Below are 16,157 nucleotides of genomic sequence, written 5' to 3' on the forward strand. Positions count from 1 at the left end.
GATTTCAAGGAGGAATAACACATGAAAAGCACATTTGAAAAAATGGGTGGAACCTACACACTTGGCGCAGACGGAATTTACTATCCGAATCTTGTCAGTACAGATGAAGAACCGCATTATGGGAAATATGGAATGATGCGGAAAACATATCTGAAAGAGCATCGTCCGGCAATGTATTCACTGTATATGTTGGAAGACAGATTGACAGAACATCTGAATGTTGTAGACGATGAAGCACAGGAAAGGATGGATATTCTGGTGCGTCAGATGATGGAGAAGCAGGGGATTACGGAGGAATTGAAAGTTCGTGATCAGATGGAATGGGTCAGAGTGGTAAATGGTATTCGTAGTAGGGCAGAAGAGATTGTGTTAAAAGAATTAGTGTATATTTAAGGTAATGGAAAGCTCTTTCGGGAGCTTTTCGTTGATTATAGAAAATTTAAAGATGATAAAGTGTAAGGTGGAGGTAAAATTATATGAGAGATGATTTTTCACAAAGAACAAAGGATTTGTTAGCTAATAGAGTTGGATGGAAATGCAGCAATCCTAATTGTAGAAAAGCAACTCGTGGAGCAGGAATAGGAAAAGAGAATATCATAAATATTGGAGTTGCATCTCATATTACAGCAGCTTCTAAAGGCGGACCAAGGTATGATGAGAACATAACGTCTCAAGAGAGAGCATCAGCAGAAAATGGAATATGGTTATGCCAGTCGTGTTCAAAATTAATAGATTCAGATGTGAATAGATATACGATTGCTAAATTGAAAAAATGGAAGGAAATTTCAGAGCAAATGGCAGTTCTTGATTTGGAAGAAGCAACAGCAGAGGAGCAACATGAAGATAAAGAACTTATAAAGTTCTTTGTGCAATGTTTTGATCGTCCAGCATTTCAGGATAGAATATATCAAGAAGGAAGAATGGAAGATTTTGATAAGGCTATTGAGGATACTATTATCGCTTTAAATACGGGAGTTCTTAGAACCAGAGACGGAAGTATCTTAAAAAAAGCAGACGGAAAATCGTCTGTTGTAAATATAGAGTGGCGGGAGAAGCTTAATACAATTTGTGATATGTTGGTTGCACTAAGAAAACGATTAAAAATTGCAAAAGACACTGGAGCATATTCATTATATGGAGAAGATGATGTGATGTATTGTTTCTATGACAGAGATTTGGCAATATGGTTTGATTCAACAAGGGAAGAAATATTAAAGATATTATCTTCAATTTGTGAAGAAATAGGAATACATGGATTAGGTTTTCCTAGGAAACGGTACGAGTGGTAACTGATAATAATGGATAACTGTCATAAAGGGCTATTGGAAGTAATAAAGAATGATGAGCAGTTTACATTCCTGCGTGAAAAATATTGAGATGAAATAAACATGTTATATTACGGATTCTTCAAATGGAAAGAAATATGTTGGCTCTGCAACAGGTGAAAATATGATTTGGGGAAGATGGAAGGATTACATAGCCAATGGAAATGGTGGAAATATTGAGTTGAAGAGTTTGGATTTTGAATATATCCAGAAGAATTTCAGATATAGCATCTTGGAAATATATAAAAGTACAACAGATGATGATGCGATATTAGAGAGGGAATCCTGGTGGAAAGAGCTCTTAATGACTCGACAATTTGGATATAACAAGAATTAGAAATCATAGAGAATGGGGGAATGCTTTCAAAACTAGAAAGCAGAAAAGAATGTATGGAGCAAATTGAACTTATACAGCATTGGAATTATTTTTGTTCCCTTGCTGAACGATTGGATGATACAAAGCATTATATAGACCATGGTTTGCAAGAACATGATGGAATAAGAGAACTTGTACATGGAAAAGTATACTCTGATATTTTTAAACAAATAATTGTTTTAGCAGCCTCTGAATTTGAAATAATGAGTAAGGCCTTATGTAGTGCTAAGGGAGTAAAAAACAAGAGGATAGGAGATATAAGCGAAACAATACTAGGAGTATTCCCTAAAATTATTGATTTTGAAGTAAGTACACCTTTTTGGATTAATACACCTTTACATGATTGGAAGACGACACGTATTGATAATGGAAAGAATGTAAAAGTAGAAGGCTTGGACTGGTGGTTTGCATATAATTCGATAAAGCATGACGAAAAGGAATCTATAAAAAATGCAACATTTGAAAATGCAGTATTAGCATTGGCTTCACTTTATATTATTGAAATTTACCTAATGAAAGAACTGTTTGGAAATATGAGTATTATTTACACATATCCGACAGTATATTTTAAATGCAAGTATTTGCCCCATTCTGTTAGCAGTGGAGAAGGATTGTTGCCGGATGAAGGTGGTTTATCACCAACTGAGAGATATAAAAAGGAATGTCCCGAACTTTTTAAGAAGTATGAAATAGAATCAAAGTGATTGTGAAAAATGGTTGTGACAAGTTGATATAACACAATTTCTTTTAATTAGATATCAAAGAAGTATCGGTTGAAAGCTGTTTTTTAGTTATCATAAAAACTTACTTATGTCCAGCCTATAACAGGCTGGGCAATTTATTATAAATAAGTACAACAAAGAAGGTAATTTATATGGATTCAATATTAGTTTTTGATGATTTTAAGCATTGTTTTAGGGAATTAGACACCTCAAATTATAATGATGATTTAGTTGTAGGATCTGTTTTTTTTACAAGAGATGCTATAAATGTCATTGAAAAATATTACAGAATAATTGGTTACATAATATGCGATGATAAGGGCGTTTATTATCCGATTGATGTGAGAAAAAATGATATAGCCATATTGGAAGGAACTTATAATTGCATAGAGGATGAATTAAAGAAGGAATTGGTGCCATATAATATAAAGATCGAACCAGCAGAGGTATGGAGTCCTTTCTTTTTTCGTTGGCAGTTCATGTGTGATTGGAATGTTTTTGAAACTTGTGGAGATTTTATAAATATAGCCTCAAAAATAATAGGAAATGAGAGGCTGATGAAGAAGATTATTGATGACAAAATCGATTATGTCCTTCCAGTAAATTATAAAGAATTATCTCAAATGGTACGAGGCTTGAATAAATTATTTGGAGTTGAATTTTATAATAAGGATTATTACGAAGAGATAAACTATTTATTTGATTCGCTTGTGAATGGATACCATATAAATATGTCTACAGAAGAAGTTGAGACGTATTGTTATCAATTATGTAATTACGTTTTGAAAAGAATAGAGGGAGAACATGTATAATTCGGGAATAGGTACACCTTATTGGTTTGAATGGGAAATTGGAATACTAGAATGCTTGAATATGCTACAAGATACATCAATTGAATCAGTAATACTTCAATCAACTGATTTTCAGGCATTAGATGATGTCGTAGTAAATTATAGTGATAAAAGCATTTTAAATATTCAAGTAAAACATACAGATGAAGATGCTAATTTCACATATTCTTTTTTAGCTTCTGGGAAAAAGCCTTTACTGAATGAGTTGGCTTTAGAATGGAAGAATAATAAAGATAATTATAATTTTAAAGGTATTCAAATTGTAACAAATAAAAAATGGGGTCCGCAGGAAACAGATGGAAAGTGTTCAATGGATGACTTTATTTCCAAGGTGTTTCCATGCTTACAAGATAATTATAATTATACTTCGGCAAAGCCTAATGAGCAGAAGGCTATCGAATGGTACAGAGAAAATTTGGAGATAAATTTAGATTCAAATGAGGCGGCGTGTTTCACTAAAATTTTCTCTTTTAGAAAAGAGTCGTGTCTTGCTGATGTGGAAGAAAAAATACGTGTGAAGATTGGCGAAATACTAGGAACAGATAATAGTGATGCGATAGATTTTTGCTTAAATAGTCTTCTTTCTAAATTGAATATATGGGCAACATCAAGAAGAGAGAAGCAGGAAATAACAAGAGAAAATGTATATGGAGCATTATGCTATACCGAGCCGGATGTTCCTTCATATGAACTATGTCCAGAAAAACCGATACTTCCTTCTCGACAACGGTTTGGGGAGACCTTTATAGATGACATTAAAAAGAATAGTAATCATATCATATTCTTAGAAGGATTACCGGGCTGTGGAAAAACAAATTTTATAAGTTATTTATCACAGATGAATGAGTCTATAGTTGATTTTAGATTTTACACATATCTCCCAGTAAATAAAGTAGATGGTTCATATAGTGATGATGAAGGCTTTTATTTGGGTAATATTTTGTGGAGAAGTATTCTCGTACAGCTTAAGAAAAAATTTGAAGAGAATAATTTATTATCTGTTGTAAAGTTTCCACTTATATACCAATTTATGTCTGTTTCTGAAATGCGGGAAACGGTAATACATTTCCTACCGGAATATGCAAAATGTATAGGAAGGCCTTGCTACTTTTTTATAGATGGATTAGATCATGCTGCAAGATCAAAAGATGCACGAAATTCATTTTTATCTCAATTGCCAAGACCAGAGGAAATCGGGGATGATTTTTATTTTGTCTTGGTCGGACAGCCTATAAATGATGGTTATCCGTCTTGGATGAAAGATAATAAAGGTATTACATATTACAGCATGCCGGCTTTGGATACAGATGATGTTGTTATATTATTAGAGCAAAGCGGTGTAGCAGAGAATACAGTCGATATGGAAAACTTGGCGAAAACCGTTATTTCAGTTATTGGGAACAATGTTCTTAATATAATATTTGCAATTCTGGAATTGAAGAAAATGGTATTGCCACTTTCCTTCGAGGCAATAGAGAAGGAACTAAATAGTAGGTTTTTAGACAAATTAGTTGATTGTCTTGAAAAATGCTTGATTTGCAGGCATATTCGCAGGTTTGCAGATTGATTTTACTACTCATTTACTACTTTTAATGAATTGAGCCTTGATATGCAAAAAGCACCTGCGGACTGCCGGATAGACCGCTGCACCACCTTACGCGGCACGTCGAAAAGAAAAAATAAAATAAGCACCACCTATAAGGCGGCGTTTCTCACTCCTACACAGGAGAACAGGAACGCTGCTTTTTTTATGCCCTCGTGTTACGCAGTAAGGGCAAACAAAGCCTTGATTTATGCGGCTCTTAGAGCGTGGAAATGAGAAAGACAAGGGTTGATACCTTTTCCCTCAAAACCGCGTTTCTACTGCGTAACAAATCCAACGAAAAGGAGTGACGAAGCTATGGCAGTTTTCCGCGTGGAAAAGAACAAAGGTTATACCGTTATGAGCAACCACCATTTACGCAACAAGGAGCTTTCCTTAAAGGCAAAGGGCTTGTTGTCGCAAATGCTCTCACTTCCCGAAGATTGGGACTACACCCTTGCAGGACTGTCCCTTATCAACCGGGAAAAGATTGACGCTATCCGGGAAGCAGTACGGGAACTGGAAAATGCCGGATATATACAGCGTTCAAGGGAACGTGATGAGAAAGGATGCTTACGCGGTACAACGTATGTTATCTATGAGCAGCCGCCTAAGTTGGATTTACCTACATTGGAAAAACCAACATTGGATAATCCAACATTGGAAAAGCCTATGTTGGAAAAACCTACGTTGGAAAATCCAACGCAATTAAATAAAGAACTATTAAAGACTAACTTACCAACAAAAGAAAAATTAAATACAGATATATCAAGTACCCATTCCATTCCTTTCCATTCCCTAAATCCCTCTCCCTTAGAGGACGCGGCACAGCCGCCGGAACGGAAGCGAAAGGAAACGACAGACGCATATAGCGTGTATGAGGAAATCATCAAGGACAATATCGAGTACGACTATCTGATACAGGATAGATACCTTGACCGGGACAGGATAGAGGAAATCCTTGCCCTTATTCTTGAAACTGTCTGCACCAAACGAAGAACAATCCGTATCGCCGGGGACGACCACCCGGCAGAGCTTGTAAAAGCAAAATTTATGAAACTGAACAGCGAACATATCCGCTTTGTACTGGACTGTATGCAGGAAAACACCACCAAAATCCGCAACATCAAGCAGTACATGAAAGCTGCCCTTTTCAATGCCCCGTCTACGATTGGCAACTATTACACGTCCCTTGTATCTCACGATATGTACGGCGGGAGTACTATCCAGTCGGCAAGAAGCAAGGGCATACCCGATTACACCTGCAACGAGGGCGAAAGCCTGTAAACCAACCCAAAGGAGGATTTTATGATGACACAGAAAACAGGAGCTTTGATTTTTGATGAAACCGCTGACCGCTACGACATTCGCTTTGACGTAAACGACTATTACGGGGGCTTGCATTGCGGCGACTGCATGGAGGTCTTTGTGCGGGGCAAATGGAAGCCGACCCGTATGGAGTACGGGGACAACTGGTATCTTGTGGGTATTCGGGCGGCAGACCTTTCCGGGCTGCGGGTACGGATTTAACAGGGCGGCGTGAAAGCGGACGCTCTTTTTTCATGCCCGCCCCGCTTCCCGGCGGCGGGCATACCACCATAGAACACGAAAGGAGGACACCCATTGCAGGAGGAAACTAACGAAAAGACCATAGCCCTTTACATCAAGACCGGGAAGCTGACGGCACAGCAGCTCCAAAAGGCTATGAAAGCCCTGCTTGCACAGATGAAAAAGCAGCATGACAGACAGAAAATCCCGCATGGAAAGCAGACCCTAAAGCAGCTTATGAAGCAGAACGCGGGCGTTTCCAACATTGAAATCACAAAGGACAATATCAAAGCCTTTGAGAGTACGGCGAAAAAATACGGGATTGACTTTGCCCTAAAGAAAGACAGCACCGAAACCCCGCCCCGTTATCTTGTGTTTTTCAAGGGACGGGACGCGGACGCACTGACCGCAGCCTTTAAGGAGTTTTCCGCAAAGAAGCTGACGCAGGAACAAAAGCCCTCTATCCGCAAGCTGATTGTTTCCCTCAAAGAAAAGGCGGCGGCTCTGAACGCGCAGCGGGACAAAGTAAAAAACAAAGACAGGGGGATTGCAAGATGAATGCTATCAACTGGAAAAAGCTGCTGCTTCCCAACATTCCCTATCTGCTCTTTGTGTATCTCTTTGATAAAGTCGGGCAGGCGGTACGCCTTGCGCCGGGGGCTGACCTGTCCGGCAAGGTGCTTTCCCTTGCAGACGGCTTTTCCGCTGCCTTTACAAATCCGCTTCCGAGCCTTGCCCGTATGGATTTGCTTATCGGTATTGTGGGGGCTGTCCTTATCCGGCTGATTGTCTATGTAAAAGGCAAGAACGCGAAGAAATACCGCAAAGGTATCGAATACGGCTCTGCCCGTTGGGGGACTGCCGAAGATATTAAGCCCTACACCGACCCGGTATTTCAAAATAATGTGCTGCTGACACAGACGGAACGGCTTACCATGAACAGCCGCCCAAAGCAGCCGAAGTATGCAAGGAATAAAAATATCCTTGTTATCGGGGGAAGCGGCAGCGGCAAGACGAGATTTTTCGTGAAGCCCAACTTAATGCAAATGCACTCAAGCTACGTTGTAACTGACCCGAAAGGTACGGTTTTAGTCGAGTGCGGGAGGCTCTTGCATCGGGGCGGCTACCGGATAAAAGTGCTGAACACGATTAACTTCAAAAAAAGCATGAAATACAATCCCTTTGCCTATCTCCGCAGCGAGAAAGACATTTTGAAACTGGTAAACACTTTGATTGCCAACACCAAAGGGGACGGGGAAAAAGCCGGGGAGGATTTTTGGGTAAAATCGGAACGGCTCTTTTACTGCGCCCTTATCGGCTACATTTGGTACGAAGCCCCGGAGGAAGAAAAGAACTTCACGACGCTGCTTGAAATGATAAATGCGTCGGAAGCCCGCGAGGACGACCCGGAATTTCAGTCCCCCGTTGACCTTATGTTTGAACGGTTGGAGGGAAAAGACCCGGAACACTTTGCCGTCCGGCAGTATAAGAAATTTTTGTTATCTGCGGGAAAGACAAGAAGCTCTATCCTCATTTCCTGCGGTGCGCGGCTTGCCCCCTTTGACATTAAAGAGCTGCGCGACCTTATGGAAACCGACGAAATGGAGCTTGACACCATAGGCGACCGCAAGACCGCCCTGTTTGTTATCATTTCCGACACCGACGATACCTTTAACTTTGTTGTGAGTATTCTTTACACGCAGCTTTTCAATCTGCTTTGCGACAAGGCAGATGATGAATACGGCGGCAGGCTGCCAGTCCATGTGCGCTGTCTGTTAGACGAGTTTGCAAATATCGGGCAGATACCGAAGTTTGAAAAGCTCATAGCCACCATACGAAGCCGGGAAATCTCCGCTTCAATCATTTTGCAGAGCCAGTCGCAGCTAAAAGCCATTTACAAGGACAACGCCGATACCATAGCCGGAAACTGCGACACCACCCTGTTCTTGGGCGGCAAGGAGAAAACCACCCTCAAAGAAATGTCGGAAATCTTGGGGAAAGAAACCATTGACAGCTTCAACACTTCCGAGAACCGGGGGCGGGAGGTATCACATGGACTGAACTATCAGAAGTTAGGCAAGCAGCTTATGACGGAAGATGAAATAGCAGTCATGGACGGCGGGAAATGTATCTTGCAGCTACGAGGGGTGCGCCCGTTCTTCTCTGATAAGTACGACATTACAAAACACCCCAACTATAAATACCTGTCCGACTATGACAAGAAAAATACTTTTGATATGGAAAAGCATTTAAGACGCAGACCCGCCCTTGTGAAGCCGGACGAACCCTTTGACTATTACGAAATCAGCGAAGCAGATTTGCAGGAGGACACCGCCCATGAATAGACGTATCCGAAAGAAACAGGATAAGAAAATCACAGAAGCCATAAACGGGCTTATTTTCATTGCCGAGCGACGGGAGCAACAGCGACAGGCAGCTATCCGGCAGTTTGTAAAACGGTGTGAAACCCTGTATGAGCAGCAGCGAAAGGAGGAATTGACGCAGTAACAAAGAAACAGATAACTTACAGAATACGCGCCCCTACAAAAATTCCTATCGCTAACAACTGAATACCGCCGCGCGGCAGACACATAGGCAGCGCGGGGACTTATGACCGCGGCAGTTACAAAACTGACCGCCGTTTTTTATGCCCTTTTATGGGGCAAGCCGCATTTGCGGCAGAAAGGAGCTTTATGGAATTTTTTAACTCTGCTATCGACGTATTACAGACCCTTGTTATCGCACTGGGCGCAGGCTTAGGCATTTGGGGCGTTATCAACCTCTTAGAGGGATATGGAAACGACAACCCAGGTGCAAAATCACAGGGCATTAAGCAGCTTATGGCGGGCGGCGGCGTTGCCCTTATTGGCACTATCCTTGTACCGCTTCTTTCCGGTCTGTTCGGATAAGTTTACGGAGGGTAGCCTATGGAGAGCATACTTGACGCGATTAACGAATGGATAAAGGAAATCCTTATCGGCGCGATAAACGGTAATCTGTCAACGATGTTCGGGGACGTAAACGAAAAAGTAGGCACCATTGCAGCGGAGGTAGGCAAGACCCCGCAGGGGTGGAACGCGAACATTTTCAACATGATACAAAATCTGTCCGAAAATGTGATTGTACCCATTGCGGGGCTTGTCATTACCTATGTCCTCTGTTATGAGCTTATCAGCATGGTAACGGAAAAAAACAATATGCACGACGTTGACACATTCATGTTCTTTAAGTGGTTTTTCAAAGCCTTTGTTGCCGTTTTCTTGGTAACACATACCTTTGATATTACTATGGCGGTGTTTGATATGGCGCAGCATATTGTGTCCGGCGCGGCGGGGGTAATCGGCGGCGATACGAATATCGACGTAACCGAAGCCCTTGCCGCCATGCAGGAGGGACTAAAAGATATGGAAATCCCCGAACTACTGTTACTTGTCATGGAAACGAGCCTTGTAAGCCTTTGTATGAAAATCATGTCCGTACTGATAACCGTTATCCTCTACGGCAGAATGATTGAGATATACGCCTACTGTTCCGTTTCCCCTATCCCTTTTGCCACCATGACAAACCGGGAATGGGGACAGATTGGGAACAACTACCTAAAGGGGCTGTTTGCACTTGGTTTTCAAGGCTTCCTCATTATGATATGCGTCGGCATTTATGCGGTTTTGGTAGGCGAAATGGTCTTAGCGGACAACCTGCACAGCGCGATTTTTTCCCTTGCAGCCTATACCGTTATCCTCTGTTTCTCCCTGTTCAAATCCGGCGCACTGGCAAAATCTATATTCAACGCCCACTAAGGGCAGAAAGGAGGTTTTTTCTTGGCGTATGTACCTGTACCCAAAGACTTATCCAAAGTCAAAACAAAAGTCGCTTTCAATCTGACAAAGCGGCAAATCCTTTGTTTTTCAGTGGCACTTCTTATGGGACTGCCACTTTTCTTTTTGTTCAAAGACAGCGCAGGGACGAGCCTTGCGGCAATGGCAATGATTGTCGTCATGCTTCCCTGCTTCTTGGTTGCCATGTATGAAAAGCATGGGCAGCCCCTTGAAGTGGTTGTAAAGAACATCATTCAGACAAAATTGACCCGCCCCAAAGTGCGACCGTATCAGACGGAAAACCTGTATGCACTCTTGGAGAAACAGCGGGCATTAGAAAAGGAGGTATCAGCGATTGTCAAAAGGACAGACAAAAAAGACGCGGGAAGCCGCAGGAAACAGGCGTAAGCTGACCCGCGCGGAAAAGAAACAGATAGCGGCGGTTATCCGGCAGGCAAAGGGGGACGGCAAAGCCCACACCGCACAGCAGACCATTCCCTACCTTGCCATGTACCCGGACGGTATCTGCAAAGTGGCACAGCGGAAATATTCAAAGAGCATTGCCTTTGAGGACATCAACTATCAGCTTGCACAGGCAGACGATAAGACCGCCATTTTTGAAAACTGGTGCGATTTTCTCAACTACTTTGACGCAAGCGTGAACGTGCAGCTTTCTTTCATCAATCAAGGCTCACAGCAGGAACAGGCAGCGCTGGCAATCCATATCCCGCTGCAAAATGACGATTTTAACTCTATCCGCACTGAGTATTCCGATATGCTGAAATCGCAGCTTGCCAAAGGGAACAACGGGCTTGTCAAGCATAAGTACATCACATTTTCCATTGAAGCGGACAATCCGGCGGCAGCAAGGGCGCGGCTTTCCCGTATTGAAACAGACGTACTCAATAATTTTAAGGTGCTTGGGGTATCGGCGCACCCCTTATCCGGCTATGAACGCCTAAAGGTGCTGCATGGGGTATTCCACCCGGCAGGCGAGCCGTTCTCATTCTCTTATGACTGGCTGACCCCGACGGGGCTTACCACAAAGGACTTTATCGCCCCGTCCTCTTTCAAGTTCGGGGAGGGACGCTACTTTGCTATGGGGAAAAAGACGGGGGCGGTATCGTTCCTTGAAATCCTTGCCCCGGAGTTAAACGACCGTATCTTAGCGGATATGTTGGACTTGGAAACAGGCGTTATTGTCAATCTCCACATTAAAAGTATCGACCAGTCGGAAGCAATCAAGACCATTAAGCGCAAAATCACTGACCTTGACAAGATGAAGATTGAGGAACAGAAAAAAGCGGTTAGAAGCGGTTACGATATGGATATAATCCCGTCCGACCTTGCCACCTTTGGAAATGAAGCAAAGAACCTGTTGCAGGATTTACAGAGCCGCAACGAGCGAATGTTTCTTCTCACGTTCCTTGTGGTAAACATGGCAGACACGAAGCGGAAACTGGAAAATGACATTTTCGCGGCGGCGGGCATTGCACAGAAATACAACTGCGCCCTGACCCGTCTTGACTATCAGCAGGAAGCGGGGCTGATGTCCTCTATCCCTTTGGGGGAGAACCTTATCCCGATACAACGGGGACTTACCACATCAAGCACCGCTATTTTTATCCCGTTCATCACGCAGGAGCTATTTCAGACCGGGTCTGCCCTGTATTATGGGCTGAACGCTTTAAGCAACAACATGATACTCTGCGACCGCAAGCAGCTTAAAAACCCGAATGGGCTTATCTTGGGAACACCGGGCAGCGGAAAATCCTTTGCGGCAAAGCGGGAAATCACAAACGCCTTTCTCATTACTGACGATGATATTTTTATCTGCGACCCGGAAGCCGAGTATTTTGCCCTTGTCAAGCGGCTTGGCGGGCAAGTGATACGCTTATCCCCGACCGGGAAAGGCATGGACGGCAAGCCCCAGTATGTGAACCCTATGGATATGAACCTTAATTACAGCGAGGACGACAGCCCCCTTGCACTGAAAAGTGATTTTATCCTGTCCCTCTGCGAGCTTGTCATTGGCGGCAAGGAGGGCTTGCAGCCCGTTGATAAGACCGTCATTGACCGCGCCGTAAGGAATGTGTACCGGGACTACCTTGCTGACCCCGACCCGGCAAAAATGCCTATCTTGGGCGACCTTTACGACGAGCTGTTAAAACAGCCGGAGCCGGAAGCTGCCCGCATTGCAGCGGCATTGGAGCTGTATGTTTCCGGCAGTCTTAACGTATTCAACCACAGAACGAATGTGGAGCTTTCTAACCGCCTTGTCTGCTTTGACATTAAGCAGCTTGGGAAGCAGCTCAAAAAGTTAGGTATGCTCATTGTGCAAGACCAGATATGGAACCGCGTTACCATTAACCGGGCAGAAAAGAAATCTACCCGCTACTATATGGACGAATTTCACTTGCTCTTAAAAGAGGAACAGACCGCCGCTTACAGTGTGGAGATTTGGAAGCGTTTTAGAAAATGGGGAGGCATACCCACAGCTATCACGCAGAACATTAAGGACTTGCTTGCTTCCCGCGAGGTGGAAAATATCTTTGAAAACTCTGATTTTGTCCTCATGCTCAATCAGGCACAGGGCGACCGGGCTATCCTTGCAAAGCAGTTAAATATCAGCCCACAGCAGATGAAGTATGTAACCCACACCGAAGCAGGCGAGGGACTTATCTTTTATGGGAATGTGGTGCTTCCCTTTGTAGACCATTTCCCGAAAGATACCGAGCTTTACCGCATTATGACGACGAAGCCGGAGGAAGTGAGCAGCCTATGAAACAGTTAAAACCACGCGATAAAATCACGCAGAAAATGACCCGCGACGGTGCGGTGGAAATCAATGAAACACAGCAGACTGCCGAGCGTATCAGCAGCCGGGAAGCAGACAGCGACTTTTCACAGCCGGACACCGCTACCGCAGAGCGTGTCATGGAACACCTTGACGCAGCCCATACCCGAAAGGCAAGCAAAAAGGCAGTCAAGAAAGCACAGGAAGCGGCTGTTTTGCGTACTTCCACTTCACGCTTGCAGTTTACCGACGAGGAACGGGAAACGCCAAAACTGCAACCCTACATCAAAAAATCGGAAAAAGCAGCCGACAAACTGGACGCAGCAAAGGCAGCTCTCCCGAAGCAGAAGAAACTTGTAAAAGAGCGCACCTTTGAGGAAACCACCGGAAAGGCAAAGACCCGTTTACGCTTTGAAGAACAGGAAAAGCCGATACCCGGCGGCAAATCCCACAGTAACCCGTTATCCCACCCCGCGCAGGAAGCGGGTATTTTTGTTCACAACAAAATCCATAGCGTCGAGAAAGATAATTCCGGTGTGGAGGGCGCGCACAAATCGGAGGAACTTGCCGAGCGCGGCGCAAGGTACGGGACAAGAAAATTAAAACAGGGCTACCGCAGCCATAAGCTGAAACCCTACCGGGAAGCGGCAAAGGCAGAACAGGCAGCGTTTAAGGCAAACGTCAATTTTCAGTATCACAAAGCCTTGCAGGAGAACCCGCAGCTTACAAGCAATCCCTTTTCCCGGTTCATGCAGAAACAGAAAATCAAACGCCAGTATGCAAAAACCGTAAAGAAAAGCGGCTCAGCCACCGCCAAAGCTGCCGCCGGAGCGTCCCAAACAGCAGCAAAGAAAGCGGCTGCCTTTGCAGGACGACACCCGGCAGGCGTGATAATCGCTATCGCCGCGCTGCTTCTGTTCATCATGGTATCCGTAGGGCTTTCCTCTTGTGGGGCAATGTTTTCCGGCAGCATGAACAGCGTGTTAGGGACTTCCTACACGTCCGAGGACAGCGACCTTGTGGCAACGGAACAGAGCTATGCTGCAATGGAAAATGAGCTGCAACAGGAAATTGACAATATCGAAAGCACCCACAGCGGCTATGATGAATACCGCTATGACCTTGATACTATCGGGCATAACCCCCACGAATTAGCGTCGTACTTGACTGCCCTTTTGCAGAGTTACACCCCGCAGAGCGCACAGGCAGAGCTAAAACGGCTGTTCGGCTTACAGTACACCTTGACGCTGACGGAAGAAATCGAGATACGCACCACCACCGACGAGGAGGGCAACGAGGAAGAATACGAATACCGTATCTTAAATGTGAAACTGACAAACAAGCCGATTGCTTCCCTTGCGGAAGAACTGCTGAACCCACAGCAGTTTGAAATGTTCAAGGTGTACTTACAGACACAGGGCAACAAACCGTTGATTTTTGGCGGCGGCTCTCCCGACGGAAGCCCGTCCGAGGATTTAAGCGGCGTGGAGTTTGTAAACGGCACACGTCCCGGAAACCCGGAGCTTATGGAGCTTGCAAAACAGCAGGTCGGAAACGTGGGCGGCTACCCTTACTGGTCTTGGTACGGCTTTAACAGCCGCGTGGAATGGTGCGCCTGCTTTGTGTCATGGTGCTACAATCAAGCCGGAAAAAGCGAACCCCGCTTTGCGGGCTGCGAATGGCAGGGCGTTCCTTGGTTCCAGTCAAGGGGACAATGGGGCGCACGCGGCTATGAGAATATCGCACCGGGCGACGCTATCTTTTTCGACTGGGATTTAGACGGCGTTGCCGACCATGTGGGGCTTGTGCTTGGCAGGGACGGAAGCCGCGTCTATACCGTTGAGGGCAATTCCGGCGACGCCTGCAAGATTAAAAGCTATGACCTCAACTATCAATGTATCAAAGGCTACGGGCTGATGAACTGGTAAGCAGCCCCGAAAAGAAAGGAGAATTTATTTTATGGCAAACAACAAAATCGACCGTATCAATAAGGAAATCGCAAAGACCCGCGAGAAAATCACAGAGTATCAGAACAAGTTAAAAGGACTGGAAGCGCAGAAAACCGAAGCGGAAAACCTTGAAATCGTGCAGCTTGTACGCGCTATGCGACTTACCCCGCAGGAATTAAATGCTATGCTGTCCGGCGGCGGTATTCCCGGCATGAACGCCGCACCCGCTACCGAAGCGGCAGACTACGAAGAACAGGAGGACAATGCAGATGAAAAATAAACTCAAACAGACCATGACTGCCCTTTGTGCCGCCCTTATCCTTATGGGCGGTTTTTCTGTCCCTGCCTATGCACAGGGAACAGCCGCAGAGCCACCCACAGAGGACGCGACCAACGACAGCAATGTAGTGGTGGAAGAACCGGAAACGCCGCCCCTTACCCCAAAGGGCAACGCAACACTGGTGGATGATTTCGGCGGCAATAAGCAGCTTATCACTGTTACCACCAAAGGCGGCAACTACTTTTATATCCTCATTGACCGGGCAGCCGAGGGGGAACAGACCGTACATTTCCTTAATCAAGTGGACGAAGCCGACCTTATGGCACTGACCGAAACCGGGGAAGCCACGAAAAAGCCGGAAGTCTGCAACTGTACGGAAAAATGCGAAGTCGGAAAGGTAAATACGTCCTGCCCGGTATGTGCAACTACTCTGACAGGCTGCACAGGCAAGGAACCCACGCCAACACCCACCGAGCAGCCGGAAGAACCCAAAGAAAAAGACGGCAATCCCGGCGCGGTGCTTGCCTTAGTCCTCTTTGTGCTGCTTGGTGGCGGCGCGGCGTTCTACTACTTTAAGTTTGTAAAACCGAAGCATAACGTGAAAGGAAGCACCGACCTTGAAGATTTTGACTTTGAGGATTACGACGAGGACGAGCCGGAAGCAGATACCGGGGAAGTTTCCAAAGAGGAAGAAACGGAGGACGAGGAAGTATGACCCTGTTTACCGACAATCCCTTTGAAAAGATGATGATACAGAAGCCGGACTATGGCAAACGGGAAAAATCCCCGCCGGAGCTTTCTTCCCCACGCTGCGCGGGCTGCCCTTACAAGGGGCAGTCCCCTTGTGTGGGGTACTGTATGAGAAAACTGGAAAACAAACGACAGACCGAACGATAAAAGGAGGAATTATCA

The 16,157-nt window shown here is 44.8% G+C and carries 19 protein-coding genes; all 19 read left to right on the plus strand.

What is annotated here, in order from left to right; translation table 11 throughout:
• The first annotated feature begins 21 nt into the window (after positions 1-21).
• A complete protein-coding gene (locus DXA57_RS11960; RefSeq protein WP_117767607.1) occupies positions 22-393 on the plus strand; it encodes a TnpV protein in 372 nt (123 codons plus the stop codon).
• Positions 394-476: 83 nt separating this feature from the next.
• On the plus strand, positions 477-1,289 hold the full coding sequence (locus DXA57_RS11965) for an HNH endonuclease (protein WP_117591688.1): 813 nt from the start codon (positions 477-479) through the stop codon (positions 1,287-1,289).
• Between the two features lie 106 nt (positions 1,290-1,395).
• Positions 1,396-1,662, plus strand: coding sequence for a GIY-YIG nuclease family protein (locus DXA57_RS17830; RefSeq protein WP_077327345.1), 267 nt, complete (start codon positions 1,396-1,398; stop codon positions 1,660-1,662).
• A 20-nt stretch (positions 1,663-1,682) separates the two neighbouring features.
• Complete coding sequence (locus DXA57_RS11975) at positions 1,683-2,405, plus strand: hypothetical protein (protein ID WP_147345692.1); 723 nt, start codon at positions 1,683-1,685, stop codon at positions 2,403-2,405.
• A 170-nt stretch (positions 2,406-2,575) separates the two neighbouring features.
• Positions 2,576-3,235 carry a hypothetical protein gene (locus DXA57_RS11980; protein WP_077327348.1) on the plus strand — a complete coding sequence of 220 codons (660 nt, stop codon included), beginning with the start codon at positions 2,576-2,578 and terminating at the stop codon, positions 3,233-3,235.
• Positions 3,228-4,841 (plus strand): hypothetical protein, encoded by a 1,614-nt coding sequence (locus tag DXA57_RS11985; RefSeq protein ID WP_117767609.1) that lies wholly within the window; start codon positions 3,228-3,230, stop codon positions 4,839-4,841. Before DXA57_RS11980 ends, DXA57_RS11985 begins: the two co-directional genes overlap by 8 nt.
• 333 nt (positions 4,842-5,174) lie before the next feature.
• Positions 5,175-6,143 (plus strand): DUF6017 domain-containing protein, encoded by a 969-nt coding sequence (locus DXA57_RS17510; RefSeq protein WP_243005787.1) that lies wholly within the window; start codon positions 5,175-5,177, stop codon positions 6,141-6,143.
• 24 nt (positions 6,144-6,167) lie between these two features.
• Positions 6,168-6,386, plus strand: coding sequence for a DUF5348 domain-containing protein (locus DXA57_RS12000; RefSeq protein WP_004611927.1), 219 nt, complete (start codon positions 6,168-6,170; stop codon positions 6,384-6,386).
• 93 nt (positions 6,387-6,479) lie between these two features.
• Positions 6,480-6,962 (plus strand): PcfB family protein, encoded by a 483-nt coding sequence (locus DXA57_RS12005; RefSeq protein WP_074430170.1) that lies wholly within the window; start codon positions 6,480-6,482, stop codon positions 6,960-6,962.
• A complete protein-coding gene (locus tag DXA57_RS12010; RefSeq protein ID WP_097771237.1) occupies positions 6,959-8,749 on the plus strand; it encodes a VirD4-like conjugal transfer protein, CD1115 family in 1,791 nt (596 codons plus the stop codon). Before DXA57_RS12005 ends, DXA57_RS12010 begins: the two co-directional genes overlap by 4 nt.
• On the plus strand, positions 8,742-8,912 hold the full coding sequence (locus DXA57_RS17320; RefSeq protein ID WP_179860393.1) for a hypothetical protein: 171 nt from the start codon (positions 8,742-8,744) through the stop codon (positions 8,910-8,912). The genes DXA57_RS12010 and DXA57_RS17320 overlap by 8 nt, the downstream gene beginning before the upstream one ends.
• 185 nt (positions 8,913-9,097) lie before the next feature.
• Positions 9,098-9,313, plus strand: a complete 216-nt coding sequence (locus DXA57_RS12015; RefSeq protein WP_009906233.1) for a Maff2 family protein — start codon at positions 9,098-9,100, stop codon at positions 9,311-9,313.
• 18 nt (positions 9,314-9,331) lie between these two features.
• Positions 9,332-10,201, plus strand: coding sequence for a VirB6/TrbL-like conjugal transfer protein, CD1112 family (locus tag DXA57_RS12020; RefSeq protein WP_015529210.1), 870 nt, complete (start codon positions 9,332-9,334; stop codon positions 10,199-10,201).
• A 21-nt stretch (positions 10,202-10,222) separates the two neighbouring features.
• Positions 10,223-10,627 carry a PrgI family protein gene (locus tag DXA57_RS12025; RefSeq protein WP_035394369.1) on the plus strand — a complete coding sequence of 135 codons (405 nt, stop codon included), beginning with the start codon at positions 10,223-10,225 and terminating at the stop codon, positions 10,625-10,627.
• Complete coding sequence (locus DXA57_RS12030) at positions 10,575-13,004, plus strand: VirB4-like conjugal transfer ATPase, CD1110 family (RefSeq protein WP_035394372.1); 2,430 nt, start codon at positions 10,575-10,577, stop codon at positions 13,002-13,004. Before DXA57_RS12025 ends, DXA57_RS12030 begins: the two co-directional genes overlap by 53 nt.
• A 152-nt stretch (positions 13,005-13,156) precedes the next feature.
• Positions 13,157-14,944, plus strand: coding sequence for a CHAP domain-containing protein (locus tag DXA57_RS12035; RefSeq protein WP_442857677.1), 1,788 nt, complete (start codon positions 13,157-13,159; stop codon positions 14,942-14,944).
• A gap of 31 nt (positions 14,945-14,975) precedes the next feature.
• Positions 14,976-15,245: a DUF4315 family protein gene (locus tag DXA57_RS12040; RefSeq protein WP_005933780.1), complete on the plus strand. Its 270-nt coding sequence runs from the start codon at positions 14,976-14,978 to the stop codon at positions 15,243-15,245.
• Complete coding sequence (locus DXA57_RS12045; RefSeq protein ID WP_015529207.1) at positions 15,235-15,960, plus strand: DUF4366 domain-containing protein; 726 nt, start codon at positions 15,235-15,237, stop codon at positions 15,958-15,960. Before DXA57_RS12040 ends, DXA57_RS12045 begins: the two co-directional genes overlap by 11 nt.
• The gene (locus DXA57_RS12050; RefSeq protein ID WP_015529206.1) at positions 15,957-16,142 is read left to right on the plus strand and encodes a hypothetical protein; all 186 of its coding nucleotides are present in this window, start codon (positions 15,957-15,959) and stop codon (positions 16,140-16,142) included. The genes DXA57_RS12045 and DXA57_RS12050 overlap by 4 nt, the downstream gene beginning before the upstream one ends.
• The last annotated feature ends 15 nt before the right edge of the window (positions 16,143-16,157 follow it).

It is taken from the genome of Blautia sp. OF03-15BH (assembly GCF_003463065.1).
Classification (GTDB): domain Bacteria; phylum Bacillota; class Clostridia; order Lachnospirales; family Lachnospiraceae; genus Limivivens.

Coding starts and splice junctions, on each gene's coding strand:
- DXA57_RS11960 (WP_117767607.1), top strand. CDS start 22: ATGAAAAGCACATTTGAAAAAATGGGTGGAACCTACACACTTGGCGCA.
- DXA57_RS11965 (WP_117591688.1), top strand. CDS start 477: ATGAGAGATGATTTTTCACAAAGAACAAAGGATTTGTTAGCTAATAGA.
- DXA57_RS11975 (WP_147345692.1), top strand. CDS start 1,683: ATGCTTTCAAAACTAGAAAGCAGAAAAGAATGTATGGAGCAAATTGAA.
- DXA57_RS11980 (WP_077327348.1), top strand. CDS start 2,576: ATGGATTCAATATTAGTTTTTGATGATTTTAAGCATTGTTTTAGGGAA.
- DXA57_RS11985 (WP_117767609.1), top strand. CDS start 3,228: ATGTATAATTCGGGAATAGGTACACCTTATTGGTTTGAATGGGAAATT.
- DXA57_RS17510 (WP_243005787.1), top strand. CDS start 5,175: ATGGCAGTTTTCCGCGTGGAAAAGAACAAAGGTTATACCGTTATGAGC.
- DXA57_RS12000 (WP_004611927.1), top strand. CDS start 6,168: ATGACACAGAAAACAGGAGCTTTGATTTTTGATGAAACCGCTGACCGC.
- DXA57_RS12010 (WP_097771237.1), top strand. CDS start 6,959: ATGAATGCTATCAACTGGAAAAAGCTGCTGCTTCCCAACATTCCCTAT.
- DXA57_RS17320 (WP_179860393.1), top strand. CDS start 8,742: ATGAATAGACGTATCCGAAAGAAACAGGATAAGAAAATCACAGAAGCC.
- DXA57_RS12015 (WP_009906233.1), top strand. CDS start 9,098: ATGGAATTTTTTAACTCTGCTATCGACGTATTACAGACCCTTGTTATC.
- DXA57_RS12020 (WP_015529210.1), top strand. CDS start 9,332: ATGGAGAGCATACTTGACGCGATTAACGAATGGATAAAGGAAATCCTT.
- DXA57_RS12035 (WP_442857677.1), top strand. CDS start 13,157: ATGGAACACCTTGACGCAGCCCATACCCGAAAGGCAAGCAAAAAGGCA.
- DXA57_RS12040 (WP_005933780.1), top strand. CDS start 14,976: ATGGCAAACAACAAAATCGACCGTATCAATAAGGAAATCGCAAAGACC.
- DXA57_RS12045 (WP_015529207.1), top strand. CDS start 15,235: ATGAAAAATAAACTCAAACAGACCATGACTGCCCTTTGTGCCGCCCTT.
- DXA57_RS12050 (WP_015529206.1), top strand. CDS start 15,957: ATGACCCTGTTTACCGACAATCCCTTTGAAAAGATGATGATACAGAAG.